Below are 18,354 nucleotides of genomic sequence, written 5' to 3' on the forward strand. Positions count from 1 at the left end.
ATGGTGCAAGAAATAGAGCAATGGTTGCGTCGGCATCAGGTGTTTACTGAGCCTGCATATTTAGGGGAGACCGCCATATTACTTGGGCAACAGTTTATATTATCGCCTTACCTGGTGATCTATCGTATTGAGGCAAAAGAAATGATTATTTGTGAGTTCAGGCGCCTGACGCCCGGGCAACCTCGACCACAGCAATTGTTTCACTTACTGGGACTTTTACGCGGGATATTTGTGCATCACCCGCAGTTAACATGTTTAAAGATGTTGATAATCACCGACGTTCTGGATGAAAAAAAAGCCCTGCTACGCAGGAAATTATTGCGCATCCTGACAGTAATGGGAGCGACCTTTACACAGCTTGATGGCGATAACTGGACAGTTTTATCCGCCGAGCATCTTATCCAGCGACGTTTTTAAATGACCTTCCTGACGTAAATCATTATCACGTGAAAATAACAATCAATAGGTATGATGATGAAAGAAGATCAGAAAAATAAAATACCCGAAGACATTCTGAAACAGCTATTATCCGTTGATCCGGAAACCGTTTATGCCAGTGGTTACGCCTCATGGCAGGAGGGGGATTATTCGCGCGCCGTAATCGATTTTAGCTGGCTGGTGATGGCCCAGCCATGGAGTTGGCGTGCCCATATTGCATTGGCTGGCACCTGGATGATGCTTAAAGAATACACGACGGCCATTAATTTCTATGGACATGCTTTAATGCTGGATGCCAGCCATCCAGAACCGGTTTACCAAACGGGCGTCTGTCTCAAAATGATGGGGGAACCCGGGTTGGCGAGAGAGGCTTTTCAAACCGCAATCAAGATGAGTTATGCGGATGCCTCATGGAGTGAGATTCGCCAGAATGCGCAAATAATGGTTGATACTCTTATTGCTTAAATAACAGAACGAAATATGAAAATTCATATTCCGTCAGCGGCAAGTAATATAGTCGATGGTAATAGCTCTCCTTCCGATATACAAGCGAAGGAGGTATCGTTTCCTCCCCCTGAAATTCCAGCCCCAGGTACCCCCGCAGCCCCGGTGCTGCTTACGCCTGAACTAATAAGGCAGCAGAGGGATTATGCGATACATTTTATGCAATACACTATTCGTGCGCTGGGTGCGACAGTCGTGTTTGGGTTATCGGTTGCTGCAGCGGTAATTTCTGGCGGGGCAGGATTACCCATTGCTATTCTTGCGGGGGCGGCGCTCGTGATTGCTATTGGGGATGCTTGCTGTGCGTATCATAATTATCAATTGATATGTCAGCAAAAGGAGCCGTTACAAACCGCCAGTGATAGCGTTGCTCTTGTGGTCAGTGCGCTGGCCTTAAAATGTGGGGCAAGTCTTAACTGCGCTAACACCCTTGCTAATTGTCTTTCTTTATTAATACGTTCAGGAATCGCTATTTCTATGTTGGTTTTACCTCTACAGTTTCCACTGCCCGCCGCTGAAAATATTGCGGCCTCTTTGGACATGGGGAGTGTAATTACCTCCGTTAGCCTGACGGCGATAGGTGCGGTACTGGATTATTGCCTTGCCCGCCGCTCTGGCGACGATCGGGAAAATTCTGTTGATGAACTTCATGCCGATCCCAGTGTGTTATTGGCGGAACAAATGGCATCGCTCTGTCAATCTGCTACTACACCTGCATTAATGGACAGTTCTGGTCATACATCTCGGGGAGAACCATGAAACCTGTTAGCCCAAATGCTCAGGTAGGAGGGCAACGTCCTGTTTACGCGCCTGAGGAATCACCTCCATGTCCCTCATTGCCACATCCGGAAACCAATATAGAGAGTGGTAGAATAGGACCTCAACAAGGAAAAGAGCGGGTATTGGCCGGACTTGCGAAACGAGTGATAGAGTGTTTTCCAAAAGAAATTTTTAGTTGGCAAACGGTCATTTTGGGCGGACAGATTTTATGCTGTTCCGCTGGAATAGCATTAACAGTGCTAAGTGGTGGAGGCGCACCGCTCTTAGCCCTGGCGGGAATTGGCCTTGCTATTGCCATCGCGGATGTCGCCTGTCTTATCTACCATCATAAACATCATTTACCTATGGCTCACGACAGTATAGGCAATGCCGTTTTTTATATTGCTAATTGTTTCGTCAATCAACGCAAAAGTATGGCGATTGCTAAAGCCGTCTCCCTGGGCGGTAGATTAGTCTTAACCGCGACGGTAATGACGCATTCATACTGGAGTGGTAGTTTGGGACTACAGCCTCATTTATTAGAGCGTCTTAATGAGATTACCTACGGACTAATGGGTTTTACTCGCTTCGGTATGGATGGGATGGCAATGACCGGTATGCAGGTCAGCAGCCCATTATATCGTTTGCTGGCTCAGGTGACGCCAGAACAACGTGCGCCGGAGTAATCGTTTTCAGGTATATACCGGATGTTCATTGATTTCTAAATTTTGCTATGTTGCCAGTATCCTTACGATGTATTTATTTTAAGGAAAAGCATTATGGATATTGCACAATTAGTGGATATGCTCTCCCACATGGCGCACCAGGCAGGCCAGGCCATTAATGACAAAATGAATGGTAATGATTTGCTCAACCCAGAATCGATGATTAAAGCGCAATTTGCCTTACAGCAGTATTCTACATTTATTAATTACGAAAGTTCACTGATCAAAATGATCAAGGATATGCTTAGTGGAATCATTGCTAAAATCTGAAGTTATTAGCGACGATGTTCGACGGTTGCTGCTGGAAATCATGTTTGCGGGCGTTAACCATAGCCTGATTTCCCAGGTACATGCGATGTTACCAGCGCTAACGGTTATTGTTCCGGATAAAAAATTACAGTTGGTATGTCTGGCATTATTGTTGGCGGGTTTAAATGAGCCGCTAAAAGCCGCGAAAATTTTATCGGATATTGATTTGCCAGAGGCTATGGCGCTGCGTCTGTTATTTCCTGCACCAAATGAGGGGTTTGAAAATTGAATATTTCTGATATGAGCGTAGTGCCTGTAAGCACTCAATCTTATGTAAAGTCCTCTGCAGAACCGAGTCAGGAGCAAATTAATTTTTTTGAACAATTGCTGAAAGATGATGCATCCACCAGTAACGCCAGTGCTTTATTACCGCAGGTTATGTTGACCAGTCAAATGGATTATATGCAGTTAACGGTAGGCGTCGATTATCTTGCCAGAATATCAGGCGCAGCATCGCAAGCGCTTAATAAGCTGGATAGCATGACATGAAGGTTCAGCGTATAGTATTTCTTACTGTCCTTACGTTCTTTCTTACGGCATGTGATGTGGATCTTTATCGCTCATTGCCAGAAGATGAGGCGAATCAAATGCTGGCATTACTTATGCAGCATCATATTGATGCGGAAAAAAAACAGGAAGAGGATGGTGTAACCTTACGTGTCGAGCAGTCGCAGTTTATTAATGCGGTTGAGCTACTTAGACTTAACGGTTATCCGCATCGGCAGTTTACAACGGCGGATAAGATGTTTCCGGCTAATCAGTTAGTGGTATCACCCCAGGAAGAACAGCAGAAGATTAATTTTTTAAAAGAACAAAGAATTGAAGGAATGCTGAGTCAGATGGAGGGCGTAATTAATGCAAAAGTGACCATTGCGCTACCGACTTATGATGAGGGAAGTAACGCTTCTCCGAGCTCAGTTGCCGTATTTATAAAATATTCACCTCAGGTCAATATGGAGGCCTTTCGGGTAAAAATTAAAGATTTAATAGAAATGTCAATTCCTGGGTTGCAATACAGTAAGATTAGTATCTTGATGCAGCCTGCTGAATTCAGAATGGTACCTGATGTACCCGTGAAACAAACATTCTGGATTATGGACGTGATCAACGCCAATAAAGGGAAGGTGGAGAAGTGGTTGATGAAATACCCTTATCAGTTGATGTTATCGTTGACAGGACTGTTAATAGGAGTGGGCATCCTGATCGGCTATTTTTGCCTGAGACGCCGTTTTTGAGCCGACCTGATCCCGAGGTGTTGCAACTTTATCGTTATTTCTGGCAACCTGCTCGTTACGCTGTACCGGAATGGCTTGATAAGCTGGGTTTTCATCCTTCAAACTGCTGGCGTTATGGCGATCGGCCCGAGTTGGATCGTCTTCTTGACAGAGCGTTAAATAGACTAAGGGGAAGCTCTGTTATTCCAGCCTGTTTAAATGACAGGCAAAAACGGCAGGTTCGTCTTGCGCCGCGTATATCGGCATTTGCCTTTGGGCTGGGATTATTCAAACTCAGGTGCAGTGACTATTTTATGCTACCAGAGTATCGGCAATTGCTTCTACAGTGGTTTAGCGAGGATGAGATCTGGCAGCTATATGGTTGGTTGGGGCAAAGAGATGGCAAATTACTTCCTCCGCAAGTGATGCAACAAACTGCATTGCAGATCGGTACCGCCATTCTTAATCGGGAAGCGCATGACGATGCGGTTTTACATGCGCTATTAGTATTATTACCCCCTCCGCAGCGTATACTTTGGCCGAAGACTTCTCTTACCGAGATTATCTTCATGGAGCATTTGCTATGAGTTTCACTTCACTTCCACTGACGGAAATTAACCATAAGCTACCCGCTCGAAATATTATTGAGTCACAGTGGATAACATTACAATTAACTTTATTTGCACAAGAGCAACAAGCTAAGAGAGTTTCACATGCTATTGTGAGCTCCGCTTACCGTAAGGCTGAAAAAATCATCCGAGACGCCTATCGTTATCAGCGTGAACAGAAAGTTGAGCAGCAACAAGAACTAGCGTGGTTGCGTAAAAATACGCTGGAAAAAATGGAAGTGGAATGGCTGGAACAGCATGTAAAACATTTACAAGACGATGAAAATCAATTTCGTTCATTGGTCGATCAAGCAGAGCATCATATTAAAAATAGTATAGAACAGGTTCTGTTGGCCTGGTTCGACCAACAGTCGGTAGACAGTGTTATGTGCCATCGTCTGGCACGCCAGGCTACGGCTATGGCGGAAGAGGGAGCGCTTTATTTGCGTATTCATCCTGAAAAAGAGGCATTGATGCGTGAAACTTTTGGCAAGCGGTTTACGTTGATTATCGAGTCTGGTTTCTCTCCCGATCAGGCTGAACTCTCCTCAACACGATATGCCGTTGAATTTTCACTTTCTCGTCATTTCAACGCGTTACTGAAATGGTTACGTAATGGTGAAGATAAAGGAGGTAGCGATGAATATTAAAATTAATGAGATAAAAATGACGCCCCCTACAGCATTTACCCCTGGCCAGGTTATAGAGGAACAAGAGGTTATTTCGCCTTCAATGTTAGCTCTCCAAGAGTTACAGGAAACGACGGGGGCAGCGCTCTATGAGACGATGGAAGAAATAGGAATGGCGCTGAGTGGTAAACTGCGCGAAAGTTATAAATTCACTGATGCTGAGAAACTGGAGCGCAGACAGCAGGCTTTGCTGCGTTTGATAAAACAAATACAGGAGGATAATGGGGCAACGTTGCGTCCGCTTACCGAAGAGAATAGTGATCCTGATTTACAGAATGCGTATCAAATTATCGCTCTTGCAATGGCGCTTACTGCCGGCGGGTTGTCAAAAAAGAAAAAACGCGATTTGCAATCGCAACTGGATACGCTTACAGCGGAGGAGGGATGGGAACTTGCCGTTTTTAGTTTACTGGAACTTGGCGAAGTGGATACCGCTACGCTGTCCTCGCTGAAGCGTTTTATGCAACAGGCGATAGACAACGATGAAATGCCCTTATCGCAGTGGTTCAGACGCGTGGCAGACTGGCCGGATCGCTGTGAACGGGTTCGTATTTTGCTAAGAGCAATAGCCTTTGAACTTAGCATATGCATCGAACCCTCGGAGCAAAGTCGTTTGGCCGCAGCATTAGTACGCTTGCGTCGTTTGTTGTTATTCCTTGGCCTTGAAAAAGAGTGCCAGCGTGAGGAGTGGATTTGCCAGTTGCCGCCTAATACATTACTGCCGCTACTACTCGATATCATTTGTGAGCGCTGGCTTTTCAGTGATTGGTTGCTTGATAGACTTACCGCTATAGTTTCTTCATCGAAGATGTTCAATCGGTTACTCCAACAACTTGATGCGCAGTTTATGCTGATACCTGATAACTGTTTTAACGACGAAGATCAACGTGAACAAATTCTCGAAACGCTTCGTGAAGTAAAGGTAAATCAGGTTTTATTCTGATACCTGGCTTTCAATATTTAGGTAAATTGGCGTTCTGGCTCATCATGAGGCGGCAGGATGGATTGGGATCTCATTACTGAACGTAATATTCAGCTTTTTATTCAATTAGCAGGATTGGCTGAACGGCCTTTAGCAACCAATATGTTCTGGCGGCAAGGACAATATGAAACCTATCTAAACTATCATAACGGTCGTATTCACTTATGTCAGATACTCAAGCAAACCTTCTTAGACGAAGATCTGCTTTTTAAAGCCTTAACTCACTGGAAACCTGCAGCGTTCCAGGGTATTCCTCAGCGATTATTTTTGTTGCGCGACGGGCTTGCAATGAGCTGTTCTCCTCCTCTTTCCAGCTCCGCCGAGCTCTGGTTACGATTACATCATCGACAAATAAAATTTCTGGAGTCGCAATGCGTTCATGGTTAGGTGAGGGAACCAGGGCGCAACAGTGGCTCAGTGTATGCGCGGGTCGGCAGGATATGGTTCTGGCGACGGTGTTATTAATCGCTATTGTGATGATGCTGTTACCTTTGCCGACCTGGATGGTTGATATCCTGATTACTATCAACCTTATGTTTTCAGTGATCCTGCTCTTAATTGCTATTTATCTTAGTGACCCTCTCGATTTATCGGTATTTCCGTCTTTATTACTTATTACTACATTATATCGTTTGTCACTCACAATCAGCACATCACGGCTGGTACTGTTACAACATAATGCCGGTAATATTGTGGATGCTTTCGGTAAGTTTGTCGTAGGAGGAAATCTCACCGTTGGGTTGGTCGTATTTACCATCATTACTATCGTGCAGTTTATTGTCATTACAAAAGGTATCGAGAGGGTGGCGGAAGTTAGCGCACGTTTCTCGCTTGATGGGATGCCAGGCAAACAAATGAGTATCGATGGCGATTTGCGTGCCGGAGTTATCGATGCAGACCATGCCCGTACATTAAGACAGCACGTCCAGCAGGAAAGCCGCTTTCTCGGTGCGATGGACGGTGCGATGAAATTTGTTAAAGGCGATACGATTGCCGGTATTATTGTTGTTCTGGTGAACATTATCGGCGGTATTATTATCGCTATCGTACAATATGATATGTCGATGAGTGAGGCTGTTCACACTTATAGCGTACTGTCAATCGGAGATGGTTTATGTGGACAAATTCCATCGCTGCTGATTTCCCTTAGCGCGGGAATTATTGTCACCCGTGTTCCGGGTGAGAAACGCCAGAACCTGGCGACAGAGTTGAGTTCTCAAATTGCCAGACAACCTCAGTCGCTCATATTAACCGCTGTGGTTTTAATGCTCCTCGCTTTAATTCCTGGCTTTCCTTTTATTACTCTCGCTTTCTTTTCAGCGTTGTTAGCATTGCCAATTATCCTCATTCGCCGCAAAAAGACTGTGGTTTCCGCAAATGGCGTCGAAGCGCCGGAAAAAGATAGTATGGTTCCCGGCGCATGTCCTCTAATCTTACGTCTTACCCCGACGTTACATTCTGCCGACCTGATTCGTGATATTGACGCCATGAGATGGTTTTTATTTGAGGATACCGGCGTCCCTCTCCCTGAGGTGAATATTGAGGTTTTGCCTGAACCCACCGAAAAATTGACGGTACTGCTATATCAGGAACCCGTATTTAGTTTATCTATTCCCGCCCAGGCGGATTATTTATTGATAGGCGCGGACGCCAGTGTGGTGGGTGATAGCCAGACGTTACCGAACGGGATGGGGCAGATATGTTGGCTTACAAAAGACATGGCCCATAAGGCGCAAGGTTTTGGACTGGACGTTTTCGCGGGCAGCCAACGTATCTCTGCCTTATTAAAATGTGTCCTGCTTCGGCATATGGGAGAGTTTATTGGTGTTCAGGAAACGCGTTATCTAATGAATGCGATGGAAAAAAACTACTCTGAGCTGGTGAAAGAACTTCAGCGCCAGTTACCCATTAATAAAATCGCTGAAACTTTGCAGCGGCTTGTATCAGAGCGGGTTTCTATTAGAGATTTACGTCTTATTTTCGGCACCTTAATTGACTGGGCACCACGTGAAAAAGATGTCCTGATGTTGACAGAATATGTCCGTATCGCGCTTCGCCGTCATATTCTGCGTCGTCTTAATCCGGAAGGAAAACCGCTGCCGATTTTGCGGATCGGCGAAGGTATTGAGAACCTCGTGCGTGAATCCATTCGCCAGACGGCAATGGGGACCTATACTGCGCTGTCGTCTCGTCATAAGACGCAGATCCTGCAACTTATCGAGCAGGCGCTGAAGCAGTCAGCCAAATTATTCATTGTCACTTCTGTCGACACCCGACGTTTCTTGCGAAAAATTACAGAAGCCACCTTGTTCGACGTACCGATTTTGTCATGGCAGGAATTAGGAGAGGAGAGCCTTATACAAGTGGTAGAAAGTATTGACCTTAGCGAAGAGGAGTTGGCGGACAATGAAGAATGAATTGATGCAACGTCTGAGGCTGAAATATCCGCCCCCTGATGGTTATTGTCGATGGGGCCGAATTCAGGATGTCAGCGCAACGTTGTTAAATGCGTGGTTGCCTGGGGTATTTATGGGCGAGTTGTGCTGTATAAAGCCTGGAGAAGAACTTGCTGAAGTCGTGGGGATTAATGGCAGCAAAGCTTTGCTATCTCCTTTTACGAGTACTATCGGACTTCACTGCGGGCAGCAAGTGACGGCCTTAAGGCGACGCCATCAGGTTCCCGTGGGCGAAGCGTTATTAGGGCGAGTCATTGATGGCTTTGGTCGTCCCCTTGATGGCCGCGAACTGCCCGACGTCTGCTGGAAAGACTATGATGCAATGCCTCCTCCCGCAATGGTTCGACAGCCTATCACTCAACCATTAATGACGGGGATTCGCGCTATTGATAGCGTTGCGACCTGTGGCGAAGGGCAACGAGTGGGTATTTTTTCTGCTCCTGGCGTGGGGAAAAGCACGCTTCTGGCGATGCTGTGTAATGCGCCAGACGCAGACAGTAATGTTCTGGTGTTAATTGGTGAACGTGGACGAGAAGTCCGCGAGTTCATCGATTTTACACTGTCTGAAGAGACCCGAAAACGTTGTGTCATTGTTGTCGCAACCTCTGACAGACCCGCCTTAGAGCGCGTGAGGGCGCTGTTTGTGGCCACCACGATAGCAGAATTTTTTCGTGATAATGGAAAGCGAGTCGTCTTGCTTGCCGACTCACTGACGCGTTATGCCAGGGCCGCGCGGGAAATCGCACTGGCCGCCGGAGAGACCGCAGTTTCTGGAGAATATCCGCCAGGCGTATTTAGTGCATTGCCACGACTTTTAGAACGTACAGGAATGGGAGAAAAAGGCAGTATTACCGCATTTTATACGGTACTGGTGGAAAGCGATGATATGAATGAGCCGTTGGCGGATGAAGTCCGTTCACTGCTTGATGGACATATTGTGCTATCCCGACGGCTTGCAGAGAGGGGGCATTATCCTGCCATTGACGTGTTGGCAACGCTCAGCCGCGTTTTTCCAGTCGTTACCAGCCATGAGCATCGTCAACTGGCGGCGATATTGCGACGGCGCCTGGCGCTTTACCAGGAGGTTGAGCTGTTAATACGCATTGGGGAATACCAGCGAGGAGTTGATACTGATACTGACAAAGCCATTGATACCTATCCGGATATTTGCACATTTTTGCGACAAAGTAAGGATGAAGTATGCGGACCCGAGCTACTTATAGAAAAATTACACCAAATACTCACCGAGTGATCATGGAAACTTTGCTGGAGATAATCGCGCGGCGTGAAAAGCAATTACGCGGCAAACTTACCGTACTTGATCAGCAGCAACAGGCGATTATTACGGAACAGCAGATTTGCCAGACGCGCGCTTTAGCAGTGACTACCAGACTGAAAGAATTAATGGGCTGGCAAGGTACGTTATCTTGTCATTTATTGTTGGATAAGAAACAACAAATGGCCGGGCTATTCACTCAGGCGCAGAGCTTTTTGACGCAACGGCAGCAGTTAGAAAATCAGTATCAGCAGCTTGTCTCCCGGCGAAGCGAATTACAGAAGAATTTTAATGCGCTTATGAAAAAGAAAGAAAAAATTACTATGGTATTAAGCGATGCGTATTACCAAAGTTGAAGGAAGTCTAGGGTTGCCATGCCAGTCTTATCAGGATGATAACGAGGCGGAGGCGGAACGTATGGACTTTGAACAACTCATGCACCAGGCATTACCCATTGGTGAGAATAATCCTCCTGCAGCATTGAATAAGAACGTGGTTTTCACGCAACGTTATCGTGTTAGTGGCGGTTATCTTGACGGTGTAGAGTGTGAAGTATGTGAATCAGGGGGGCTAATCCAGTTAAGAATCAATGTCCCTCATCATGAAATTTACCGTTCGATGAAAGCGCTAAAGCAGTGGCTGGAGTCTCAGTTGCTGCATATGGGGTATATAATTTCCCTGGAGATATTCTATGTTAAGAATAGCGAATGAAGAGCGTCCGTGGGTGGAGATGCTTCCAACGCAAGGCGCTACCATTGGTGAGCTGACATTGAGTATGCAACAATATCCAGTACAGCAAGGGACATTATTTACCATAAATTATCATAATGAGCTGGGTAGGGTGTGGATTGCAGAACAATGCTGGCAGCGCTGGTGTGAAGGGTTAATTGGCACCGCTAATCGATCGGCTATCGATCCTGAATTGCTATATGGAATAGCTGAATGGGGGCTGGCGCCGTTATTGCAAGCCAGTGATGCCACCCTCTGTCAGAACGAACCGCCAACATCCTGCAGTAATCTACCACATCAGCTAGCGTTGCATATTAAATGGATAGTTGAAGAACATGAGTTCCATAGCATTATTTTTACATGGCCAACGGGTTTTTTGCGCAATATAGTCGGAGAGCTTTCTGCTGAGCGTCAACAGATTTATCCTGCTCCTCCTATTGTAGTCCCTGTATATTTAGGCTGGTGCCAGCTTACATTAATTGAACTTGAGTCTATCGAAATCGGCATGGGCGTTCGGATTCATTGCTTTGGCGACATCAGACTCGGTTTTTTTGCTATTCAACTACCAGGGGGAATCTACGCAAGGGTATTGCTGACAGAGGATAACACGATGAAATTTGACGAATTAGTCCAGGATATCGAAACGCTACTTGCGTCAGGGAGCCCAATGTCAAAGAGTGACGGAACGTCTTCAGTCGAACTTGAGCAGATACCACAACAGGTGCTCTTTGAGATCGGACGTGCGAGTCTGGAAATTGGACAATTACGGCAACTTAAAACGGGGGACGTTTTGCCTGTAGGTGGATGTTTTGCGCCAGAGGTGACGATAAGAGTAAATGACCGTATTATTGGGCAAGGTGAGTTGATTGCCTGTGGCAATGAATTTATGGTGCGTATTACACGTTGGTATCTTTCCAAAAATACAGCGTAAACCTGATAAGAAAAATAATATGCGAACAATATAATAGCGTTCCAGGTCGTGTCATGAGAGATACAGTATGTCTTTACCCGATTCGCCTTTGCAACTGATTGGTATATTGTTTCTGCTTTCAATACTGCCTCTCATTATCGTCATGGGAACCTCTTTCCTTAAACTGGCGGTGGTATTTTCGATTTTACGAAATGCTCTGGGTATTCAACAAGTTCCCCCAAATATCGCACTGTATGGCCTCGCGCTTGTACTTTCCTTATTCATTATGGGGCCGACGCTATTAGCTGTAAAAGAGCGCTGGCATCCGGTTCAGGTCGCTGGCGCTCCTTTCTGGACGTCGGAGTGGGACAGTAAAGCATTAGCGCCTTATCGACAGTTTTTGCAAAAAAACTCTGAAGAAAAGGAAGCCAATTATTTTCGGAATTTGATAAAACGAACCTGGCCTGAAGACATAAAAAGAAAGATAAAACCTGATTCTTTGCTCATATTAATTCCGGCATTTACGGTGAGTCAGTTAACGCAGGCGTTTCGGATTGGATTACTTATTTATCTTCCCTTTCTGGCTATTGACCTGCTTATTTCAAATATACTGCTGGCTATGGGGATGATGATGGTGTCGCCGATGACCATTTCATTGCCGTTTAAGCTGCTAATATTTTTACTGGCAGGCGGTTGGGATCTGACACTGGCGCAATTGGTACAGAGCTTTTCATGAATGATTCTGAATTGACGCAATTTGTAACGCAACTTTTATGGATCGTCCTGTTTACGTCTATGCCGGTGGTGTTGGTGGCATCGGTAGTTGGTGTCATCGTAAGCCTTGTTCAGGCCTTGACTCAAATACAGGACCAAACGCTACAGTTCATGATTAAATTATTGGCAATTGCAATAACCTTAATGGTCAGCTACCCATGGCTTAGCGGTATCCTGTTGAATTATACCCGGCAGATAATGTTACGAATTGGAGAGCATGGTTGAATGGCACAACAGGTAAATGAGTGGCTTATTGCATTGGCTGTGGCTTTTATTCGACCATTGAGCCTCTCTTTATTACTTCCCCTATTAAAAAGTGGCAGTTTAGGGTCCGCGCTTTTACGTAATGGCGTGCTTATGTCACTTACCTTTCCCATATTACCAATCATTTACCAGCAGAAGATTATGATGCATATTGGTAAAGATTACAGTTGGTTAGGGTTAGTCACCGGAGAGGTGATTATTGGTTTTTTAATTGGGTTTTGTGCGGCGGTTCCCTTTTGGGCCGTTGATATGGCGGGGTTTCTGCTTGATACTTTACGTGGCGCGACAATGGGTACGATATTCAATTCTACAATGGAAGCTGAAACCTCACTTTTTGGCTTGCTTTTCAGCCAGTTTTTGTGTGTTATTTTCTTTATAAGCGGCGGCATGGAGTTTATATTAAACATTCTGTATGAGTCATACCAATATTTACCACCGGGGCGTACTTTATTATTTGATCGGCAATTTTTAAAATATATCCAGGCAGAGTGGAGAACACTTTATCAATTATGCATCAGTTTTTCTGTTCCTGCCATAATATGTATGGTATTAGCCGATCTGGCTTTAGGTCTTTTAAATCGGTCGGCACAACAATTGAATGTATTTTTCTTCTCAATGCCGCTCAAAAGTATATTAGTTTTACTAACGCTCCTGATCTCATTCCCTTATGCTCTTCATCACTATTTGGTTGAAAGCGATAAATTTTATATTTATCTGAAAGACTGGTTCCCATCTGTATGAGCGAGAAAACAGAACAGCCTACAGAAAAGAAATTACGTGATGGCCGTAAGGAAGGGCAGGTCGTCAAAAGTATTGAAATAACATCATTATTTCAGCTGATTGCGCTTTATTTGTATTTTCATTTCTTTACTGAAAAGATGATTTTGATACTGATTGCGTCAATAACTTTCACATTACAATTAGTAAATAAACCATTTTCTTATGCATTAACGCAATTGACTCATGCTTTGATAGAGTCATTGACTTCTGCACTGCTGTTTCTGGGCGCTGGGGTAATAGTTGCTACTGTGGGTAGCGTGTTTCTTCAGGTGGGGGTGGTTATTGCCAGCAAGGCCATTGGTTTTAAAAGCGAGCATATAAATCCGGTAAGTAATTTTAAGCAGATATTCTCTTTACATAGCGTAGTGGAATTATGTAAATCCAGCCTAAAAGTTATCATGCTATCTCTTATCTTTGCCTTTTTCTTTTATTATTATGCCAGTACTTTTCGGGCACTACCGTACTGTGGGTTAGCCTGTGGCCTGCTTGTAGTTTCTTCTTTAATAAAATGGTTATGGGTAGGGGTGATGGCTTTTTATATCGTCGTTGGCATACTGGACTATTCTTTTCAATATTATAAGATTAGAAAAGATCTAAAAATGAGTAAAGATGACGTAAAACAGGAGCATAAAGATCTGGAGGGAGACCCTCAAATGAAGACACGGCGTCGGGAAATGCAGAGTGAAATACAAAGTGGGAGTTTAGCTCAATCTGTTAAACAATCTGTTGCGGTAGTGCGTAATCCAACGCATATTGCGGTTTGTCTTGGCTATCATCCCACCGATATGCCAATACCACGCGTTCTGGAAAAAGGTAGTGATGCTCAAGCTAACTATATTGTTAACATCGCTGAACGCAACTGCATCCCCGTTGTTGAAAATGTTGAGCTGGCCCGCTCATTATTTTTTGAAGTGGAACGTGGAGATAAAATTCCTGAAACGTTATTTGAACCCGTTGCAGCCTTGTTACGTATGGTGATGAAGATAGATTATGCGCATTCTACCGAAACACCATAAATGCCTTTGGTATGCTTCTTCAGGCCACTGCGAAGGTTAAGAGGGGTAATAGCGTATAGAGCAGCGCGTTGATTTGTTTGACGATAAAGATGAGAGACTGAAAATAATCGCGTTTAGCCTGACACAAGCACCAGATAGCGTATTATAAAATTAAACAAGATAATGGATTGGTGCGTCTGAATGGACTCGAACCATCGACCCCCACCATGTCAAGGTGGTGCTCTAACCAACTGAGCTACAGACGCATTAAAATGATGGTGCGTTCAATTGGACTCGAACCAACGACCCCCACCATGTCAAGGTGGTGCTCTAACCAACTGAGCTATGAACGCAACGTTGTAGGTGACAACGGGGACGAATATTAGCGTCACAACTGCAATGAGGCAAGAGGGAAATCGCAATTTTCTTCCTGAAATCACCTGATTGCGGTGGAAATATGCAACATGTCGAGAAAATAGCCGCCATGCGACGGCTATCGTCGTATTATCGCGCAGCGCGCTGCAAAATGATGGCGGACGGCTGACGTTGTAGATAGCGCATCCGTAGCATCATTAACACCGCCGCCGAGGTCAGGCCGATGATGAACCCCATCCAGAAGCCTGCCGGTCCCATACGATCCACCACCAGATCCGTTAACGCCAGGATATAACCGCTGGGTAAACCTAACACCCAGTAGGCGGTAAAGGTGATAAAAAAGATGGAACGCGTATCTTTATAACCGCGCAGAATACCGCTGCCGATAACCTGTATAGAGTCGGAAATCTGGTAAACCGCAGCGAGCAGCATTAATTGCGCGGCAAGCGCCACGACCTCAGGGTTGTCATTGTAGAGCAAAGCAATATGCTTACGCAGAGTAACGGTAAAGATCGCGGTAACCACAGCCATACAAATGCCGACGCCTAAACCGGTACGCGCTGCGGTTTGCGCATCCAGCGTTGAGCCCTGGCCCAGACGATAACCCACTCGAATCGTTACCGCCGCAGCCAGCGACATCGGCAGTACGAACATCAGCGAGCTAAAGTTAAGCGCAATCTGATGACCCGCGACATCCACAATACCTAATGGCGAAACCAGCAGCGCAACGACCGCAAACAACGTCACTTCAAAGAACAGCGCCAGCGCAATCGGCAACCCCAGTTGAATCAGGCGCTTCATGACGACGCTATCGGGTTTGCCAAAGCCTGTTTCATTACGAATATCACGCATTGAACGCGCGTGTTTAATGTAAGAAAGCATGGCGATAAACATCACCCAATAGACCGCCGCGGTCGCAACGCCGCAGCCGATACCGCCGAGTTCAGGCATACCAAAATGGCCATAGATAAAAATATAGTTCACCGGAATATTCACCAGCAGGCCCAAAAATCCCATCACCATACCCGGTTTGGTTTTGGCAAGACCTTCGCACTGGTTTCGCGCTACCTGAAAGAAAAGGTATCCTGGCGCGCCCCACAGTAGCGCGCGAAGATAACCCACGGCTTTATCGGCCAGCGCCGGATCAATATTATGCATAGAGCGGATAATGTATCCGGCATTCCACAGGACGATCATCACCAGCACGGAGACAAAGCCCGCCAGCCAGAACCCTTGTCGAACCTGATGCGCGATACGCTCACGACGGCCGGAGCCATTGAGTTGCGCAATCACAGGCGTCAAGGCCAGCAGTAAGCCGTGACCAAACAAAATGGCGGGAAGCCAGATAGAGGTGCCGATAGCGACGGCAGCCATGTCCGTAGCGCTATAGCCTCCTGCCATGACGGTATCGACGAATCCCATTGCGGTCTGTGCCACTTGCGCAAGGATCACCGGTATCGCTAACGCTAATAACTGACGCGCTTCACTGGTATACTTCTGCACGTATTCACCTTTTATTTTGTTGTTATATGAAAGACTAAAAAGCCGCCGTAGTGGCAGCCAAAAGAAATAGCAGGGGAAATTTCAGTCTATTGTAGCGGGGTATTACTATTTCTCCAGCGAAAAAACAGTTGTTAACGGCGCATTGCTGGCAAGCTGTTTTTCCACCTGCTATTGTGCTGAACAGTTCTGCTTTTATTTATTTCAGGAGTTGAAGATATGTTTACGGGGATCGTACAGGGTACCGCGAAACTGGTATCGATTGATGAAAAACCCAACTTTCGCACCCATGTGGTGACGTTACCGGACTACATGCTGGAGGGGCTGGAGACGGGGGCGTCGGTAGCGCATAACGGATGCTGTTTGACGGTGACTGAAATAAACGGCAACCAGATAAGCTTTGATCTGATGAAAGAAACGTTGCGCATCACCAATCTGGGCGCGTTGAGGGTAGGTGATGAGGTCAACGTAGAGCGCGCCGCCAAATTCAGCGATGAAATCGGTGGTCATCTGATGTCAGGGCATATTATTACGACGGCGGAGATCGCGAAAATCCTGACCTCCGAAAATAACCATCAGGTGTGGTTTAAAGTGCAGGATGCGTCCCTGATGAAGTATATCCTGTATAAAGGCTTTATCGGCGTCGACGGCATCAGTTTGACCGTCGGCGAGGTAACGCCAACGCGCTTCTGCGTGCATCTCATTCCGGAAACGCTGGAACGTACTACGCTTGGCAGAAAAAAACTGGGTGAGCGTGTGAATATCGAGATCGATCCGCAAACGCAGGCGGTTGTTGATACCGTAGAACGCGTACTGGCTGCACGAGAAAATGCGGTCAGAAATCAGGCCGACATTGGCTAACGGAAAATAAGATTCCCCCGCATGAAATGCGGGGGAGATGATTAGCGAGGAACGCGCAGACCGTTTTCAACGCCGCGCGTAAATACCACCTGCCAAAGCTGGATATCACGCGCGCGAAACGCACCCGCGCAGGCGTTGAGATAATAGCTGAACATACGTTTAAAGCGCTCGTTATAATTGCCCGCAATCTCTGGCCAGGCATTGATAAAGCGCTCATGCCACGCCATCAGAGTCGTGTCATAGTCGGCGCCAAAGTTATGCCAGTCTTCCATTACAAAGTGTGATTCGCTGGCCTCGGCGATTTGACGAACAGACGGCAAACAACCGTTGGGGAAAATATACTTATTGATCCACGGATCGACATTATGATCGGTTTTTTTAGAACCAATAGTATGGAGCAGGAAAAGACCATCCGGTTTTAAATTCCTGTCAACAACCTCAAAATAGGTGTTGTAGTTTTTTGGCCCGACATGTTCGAACATACCGACGGAGACGATTCGGTCAAACTGATCGTTAAGGTCGCGATAATCTTCCAGGAGAATGGAGACATCCAGACCTTCGCAACGCGTCTGCGCCATTTTTTGTTGTTCAGCGGAGATCGTTACGCCCACCACGCTAACGCCATAATGGGTCGCCATATATTGCGACAGGCCGCCCCAGCCGCAGCCGATATCCAGCACACGCATCCCCGGTTGTAGCTGTAGCTTTTCGCAAATTAATTTCAGCTTGGCTTGCTGTGCCGCTTCCAGCGTATCGGCATCTTTCCAGTAGGCGCAAGAATATTGCATATAGGGATCGAGCATACGGGAAAAAAGGTCATTACCAAGATCGTAATGTTCCTTGCCGACAATCCAGGCGCGTTTTTTACTTTGTAGATTAATCAGACGCGCGCCGAGGATACGGAGCGTATCTTTAACATGGTGGGGGAGTTGATTTTCAAGACCGGCACGTAAGACTTTGCTGAAGAAAATATCCAGACGCTCGCATTCCCACCAGCCATCCATGTAACTCTCACCTAACCCCAACGATCCTTCCTGAAGGACGCGTTTAAAAAAATCGGGATTCTTAACACGAATGTCAGACGGGGCGGAACCATTAATTGTAATATCCGCGCGACTTAACAATTCGTTGGCGATTCGGTACCAGTTATCATCCGGTACGCTGACTTCTTCTATACACGATGAACTCATAGTTTCTCCATCACTG

Annotated in this window: 24 protein-coding genes and 2 tRNA genes; 22 read left to right on the forward strand and 4 right to left on the reverse strand. The window is 46.0% G+C overall.

The window, feature by feature from the left end:
- From sseE to ssaU, 21 genes are all read left to right on the forward strand, one after another.
- Positions 1–417: an LcrR family type III secretion system chaperone SseE gene (gene sseE, locus NA624_RS01785; RefSeq protein WP_000249602.1), complete on the forward strand. Its 417-nt coding sequence runs from the start codon at positions 1–3 to the stop codon at positions 415–417.
- Between the two features lie 51 nt (positions 418–468).
- Positions 469–903 carry a SycD/LcrH family type III secretion system chaperone SscB gene (gene sscB / locus NA624_RS01790; protein ID WP_000979963.1) on the forward strand — a complete coding sequence of 145 codons (435 nt, stop codon included), beginning with the start codon at positions 469–471 and terminating at the stop codon, positions 901–903.
- A 15-nt stretch (positions 904–918) separates the two neighbouring features.
- Positions 919–1,701, forward strand: a complete 783-nt coding sequence (gene sseF, locus NA624_RS01795; RefSeq protein ID WP_000690726.1) for a type III secretion systems effector SseF — start codon at positions 919–921, stop codon at positions 1,699–1,701.
- Entirely contained in the window at positions 1,698–2,387 is a 690-nt protein-coding gene (sseG, locus tag NA624_RS01800) for a pathogenicity island 2 effector protein SseG (RefSeq protein ID WP_000805853.1), read from the forward strand. Before sseF ends, sseG begins: the two co-directional genes overlap by 4 nt.
- A 93-nt stretch (positions 2,388–2,480) precedes the next feature.
- Positions 2,481–2,696 carry a type III secretion system needle filament protein SsaG gene (gene ssaG, locus NA624_RS01805; protein WP_000350226.1) on the forward strand — a complete coding sequence of 72 codons (216 nt, stop codon included), beginning with the start codon at positions 2,481–2,483 and terminating at the stop codon, positions 2,694–2,696.
- Entirely contained in the window at positions 2,674–2,964 is a 291-nt protein-coding gene (locus tag NA624_RS01810; RefSeq protein WP_000444713.1) for an EscG/YscG/SsaH family type III secretion system needle protein co-chaperone, read from the forward strand. The genes ssaG and NA624_RS01810 overlap by 23 nt, the downstream gene beginning before the upstream one ends.
- Before the next feature lie 11 nt (positions 2,965–2,975).
- On the forward strand, positions 2,976–3,224 hold the full coding sequence (gene ssaI / locus NA624_RS01815; RefSeq protein WP_023194623.1) for a SctI family type III secretion system inner rod subunit SsaI: 249 nt from the start codon (positions 2,976–2,978) through the stop codon (positions 3,222–3,224).
- On the forward strand, positions 3,221–3,970 hold the full coding sequence (gene ssaJ / locus NA624_RS01820; protein WP_000868146.1) for an SPI-2 type III secretion system apparatus lipoprotein SsaJ: 750 nt from the start codon (positions 3,221–3,223) through the stop codon (positions 3,968–3,970). The genes ssaI and ssaJ overlap by 4 nt, the downstream gene beginning before the upstream one ends.
- A 17-nt stretch (positions 3,971–3,987) precedes the next feature.
- On the forward strand, positions 3,988–4,536 hold the full coding sequence (locus NA624_RS01825; protein ID WP_001531605.1) for a type III secretion system domain-containing protein: 549 nt from the start codon (positions 3,988–3,990) through the stop codon (positions 4,534–4,536).
- Positions 4,533–5,207 carry an SPI-2 type III secretion system apparatus protein SsaK gene (gene ssaK / locus NA624_RS01830; RefSeq protein ID WP_000011206.1) on the forward strand — a complete coding sequence of 225 codons (675 nt, stop codon included), beginning with the start codon at positions 4,533–4,535 and terminating at the stop codon, positions 5,205–5,207. Before NA624_RS01825 ends, ssaK begins: the two co-directional genes overlap by 4 nt.
- Entirely contained in the window at positions 5,173–6,189 is a 1,017-nt protein-coding gene (gene ssaL, locus NA624_RS01835) for an SPI-2 type III secretion system apparatus protein SsaL (RefSeq protein ID WP_000238886.1), read from the forward strand. Before ssaK ends, ssaL begins: the two co-directional genes overlap by 35 nt.
- 57 nt (positions 6,190–6,246) lie before the next feature.
- The gene (gene ssaM, locus NA624_RS01840; RefSeq protein WP_000383700.1) at positions 6,247–6,615 is read left to right on the forward strand and encodes an SPI-2 type III secretion system apparatus protein SsaM; all 369 of its coding nucleotides are present in this window, start codon (positions 6,247–6,249) and stop codon (positions 6,613–6,615) included.
- Complete coding sequence (gene ssaV, locus NA624_RS01845; protein WP_001258230.1) at positions 6,600–8,645, forward strand: SPI-2 type III secretion system apparatus protein SsaV; 2,046 nt, start codon at positions 6,600–6,602, stop codon at positions 8,643–8,645. Before ssaM ends, ssaV begins: the two co-directional genes overlap by 16 nt.
- Positions 8,635–9,936 (forward strand): SctN family type III secretion system ATPase SsaN, encoded by a 1,302-nt coding sequence (gene ssaN, locus NA624_RS01850; RefSeq protein WP_000787226.1) that lies wholly within the window; start codon positions 8,635–8,637, stop codon positions 9,934–9,936. Before ssaV ends, ssaN begins: the two co-directional genes overlap by 11 nt.
- 2 nt (positions 9,937–9,938) lie before the next feature.
- Positions 9,939–10,316, forward strand: a complete 378-nt coding sequence (gene ssaO, locus NA624_RS01855) for an SPI-2 type III secretion system apparatus protein SsaO (protein WP_000449092.1) — start codon at positions 9,939–9,941, stop codon at positions 10,314–10,316.
- Positions 10,297–10,671: an SPI-2 type III secretion system apparatus protein SsaP gene (gene ssaP / locus NA624_RS01860; protein WP_001223304.1), complete on the forward strand. Its 375-nt coding sequence runs from the start codon at positions 10,297–10,299 to the stop codon at positions 10,669–10,671. Before ssaO ends, ssaP begins: the two co-directional genes overlap by 20 nt.
- The gene (ssaQ, locus tag NA624_RS01865) at positions 10,652–11,620 is read left to right on the forward strand and encodes an SPI-2 type III secretion system cytoplasmic ring protein SsaQ (protein WP_000944198.1); all 969 of its coding nucleotides are present in this window, start codon (positions 10,652–10,654) and stop codon (positions 11,618–11,620) included. Before ssaP ends, ssaQ begins: the two co-directional genes overlap by 20 nt.
- Before the next feature lie 67 nt (positions 11,621–11,687).
- Positions 11,688–12,335, forward strand: coding sequence for an SPI-2 type III secretion system export apparatus protein SsaR (gene ssaR, locus NA624_RS01870; RefSeq protein WP_000056367.1), 648 nt, complete (start codon positions 11,688–11,690; stop codon positions 12,333–12,335).
- Positions 12,332–12,598, forward strand: coding sequence for an SPI-2 type III secretion system apparatus protein SsaS (ssas, locus tag NA624_RS01875; protein WP_000999982.1), 267 nt, complete (start codon positions 12,332–12,334; stop codon positions 12,596–12,598). Before ssaR ends, ssas begins: the two co-directional genes overlap by 4 nt.
- Positions 12,599–13,378 carry an SPI-2 type III secretion system apparatus protein SsaT gene (ssaT, locus tag NA624_RS01880; RefSeq protein WP_000068770.1) on the forward strand — a complete coding sequence of 260 codons (780 nt, stop codon included), beginning with the start codon at positions 12,599–12,601 and terminating at the stop codon, positions 13,376–13,378.
- Positions 13,375–14,433 (forward strand): SPI-2 type III secretion system apparatus protein SsaU, encoded by a 1,059-nt coding sequence (gene ssaU / locus NA624_RS01885; protein WP_001291707.1) that lies wholly within the window; start codon positions 13,375–13,377, stop codon positions 14,431–14,433. Before ssaT ends, ssaU begins: the two co-directional genes overlap by 4 nt.
- 168 nt (positions 14,434–14,601) lie before the next feature.
- On the opposite strand, the gene NA624_RS01890 is transcribed toward ssaU, so the two are convergent.
- The 3 genes from NA624_RS01890 to mdtK all read right to left on the reverse strand — a co-directional run bounded on the left by NA624_RS01890 (position 14,602) and on the right by mdtK (position 16,290).
- Positions 14,602–14,678 (reverse strand) — tRNA-Val (locus tag NA624_RS01890).
- Between the two features lie 10 nt (positions 14,679–14,688).
- Positions 14,689–14,765 (reverse strand) — tRNA-Val (locus NA624_RS01895).
- Positions 14,766–14,916: 151 nt separating this feature from the next.
- A complete protein-coding gene (gene mdtK / locus NA624_RS01900) occupies positions 14,917–16,290 on the reverse strand; it encodes a multidrug efflux MATE transporter MdtK (protein ID WP_001175081.1) in 1,374 nt (457 codons plus the stop codon).
- 216 nt (positions 16,291–16,506) lie between these two features.
- Between mdtK and NA624_RS01905 the strand changes: the two genes are divergently transcribed.
- Positions 16,507–17,148, forward strand: a complete 642-nt coding sequence (locus NA624_RS01905) for a riboflavin synthase (protein ID WP_000493971.1) — start codon at positions 16,507–16,509, stop codon at positions 17,146–17,148.
- A 41-nt stretch (positions 17,149–17,189) separates the two neighbouring features.
- Here the strand turns inward: NA624_RS01905 and cfa are convergent, their stop codons facing one another.
- A complete protein-coding gene (cfa, locus tag NA624_RS01910; protein WP_000098879.1) occupies positions 17,190–18,338 on the reverse strand; it encodes a cyclopropane fatty acyl phospholipid synthase in 1,149 nt (382 codons plus the stop codon).
- Positions 18,339–18,354 lie beyond the last annotated feature (16 nt).

Source organism: Salmonella sp. NW38, assembly GCF_051807745.1.
GTDB lineage: Bacteria > Pseudomonadota > Gammaproteobacteria > Enterobacterales > Enterobacteriaceae > Salmonella > Salmonella enterica.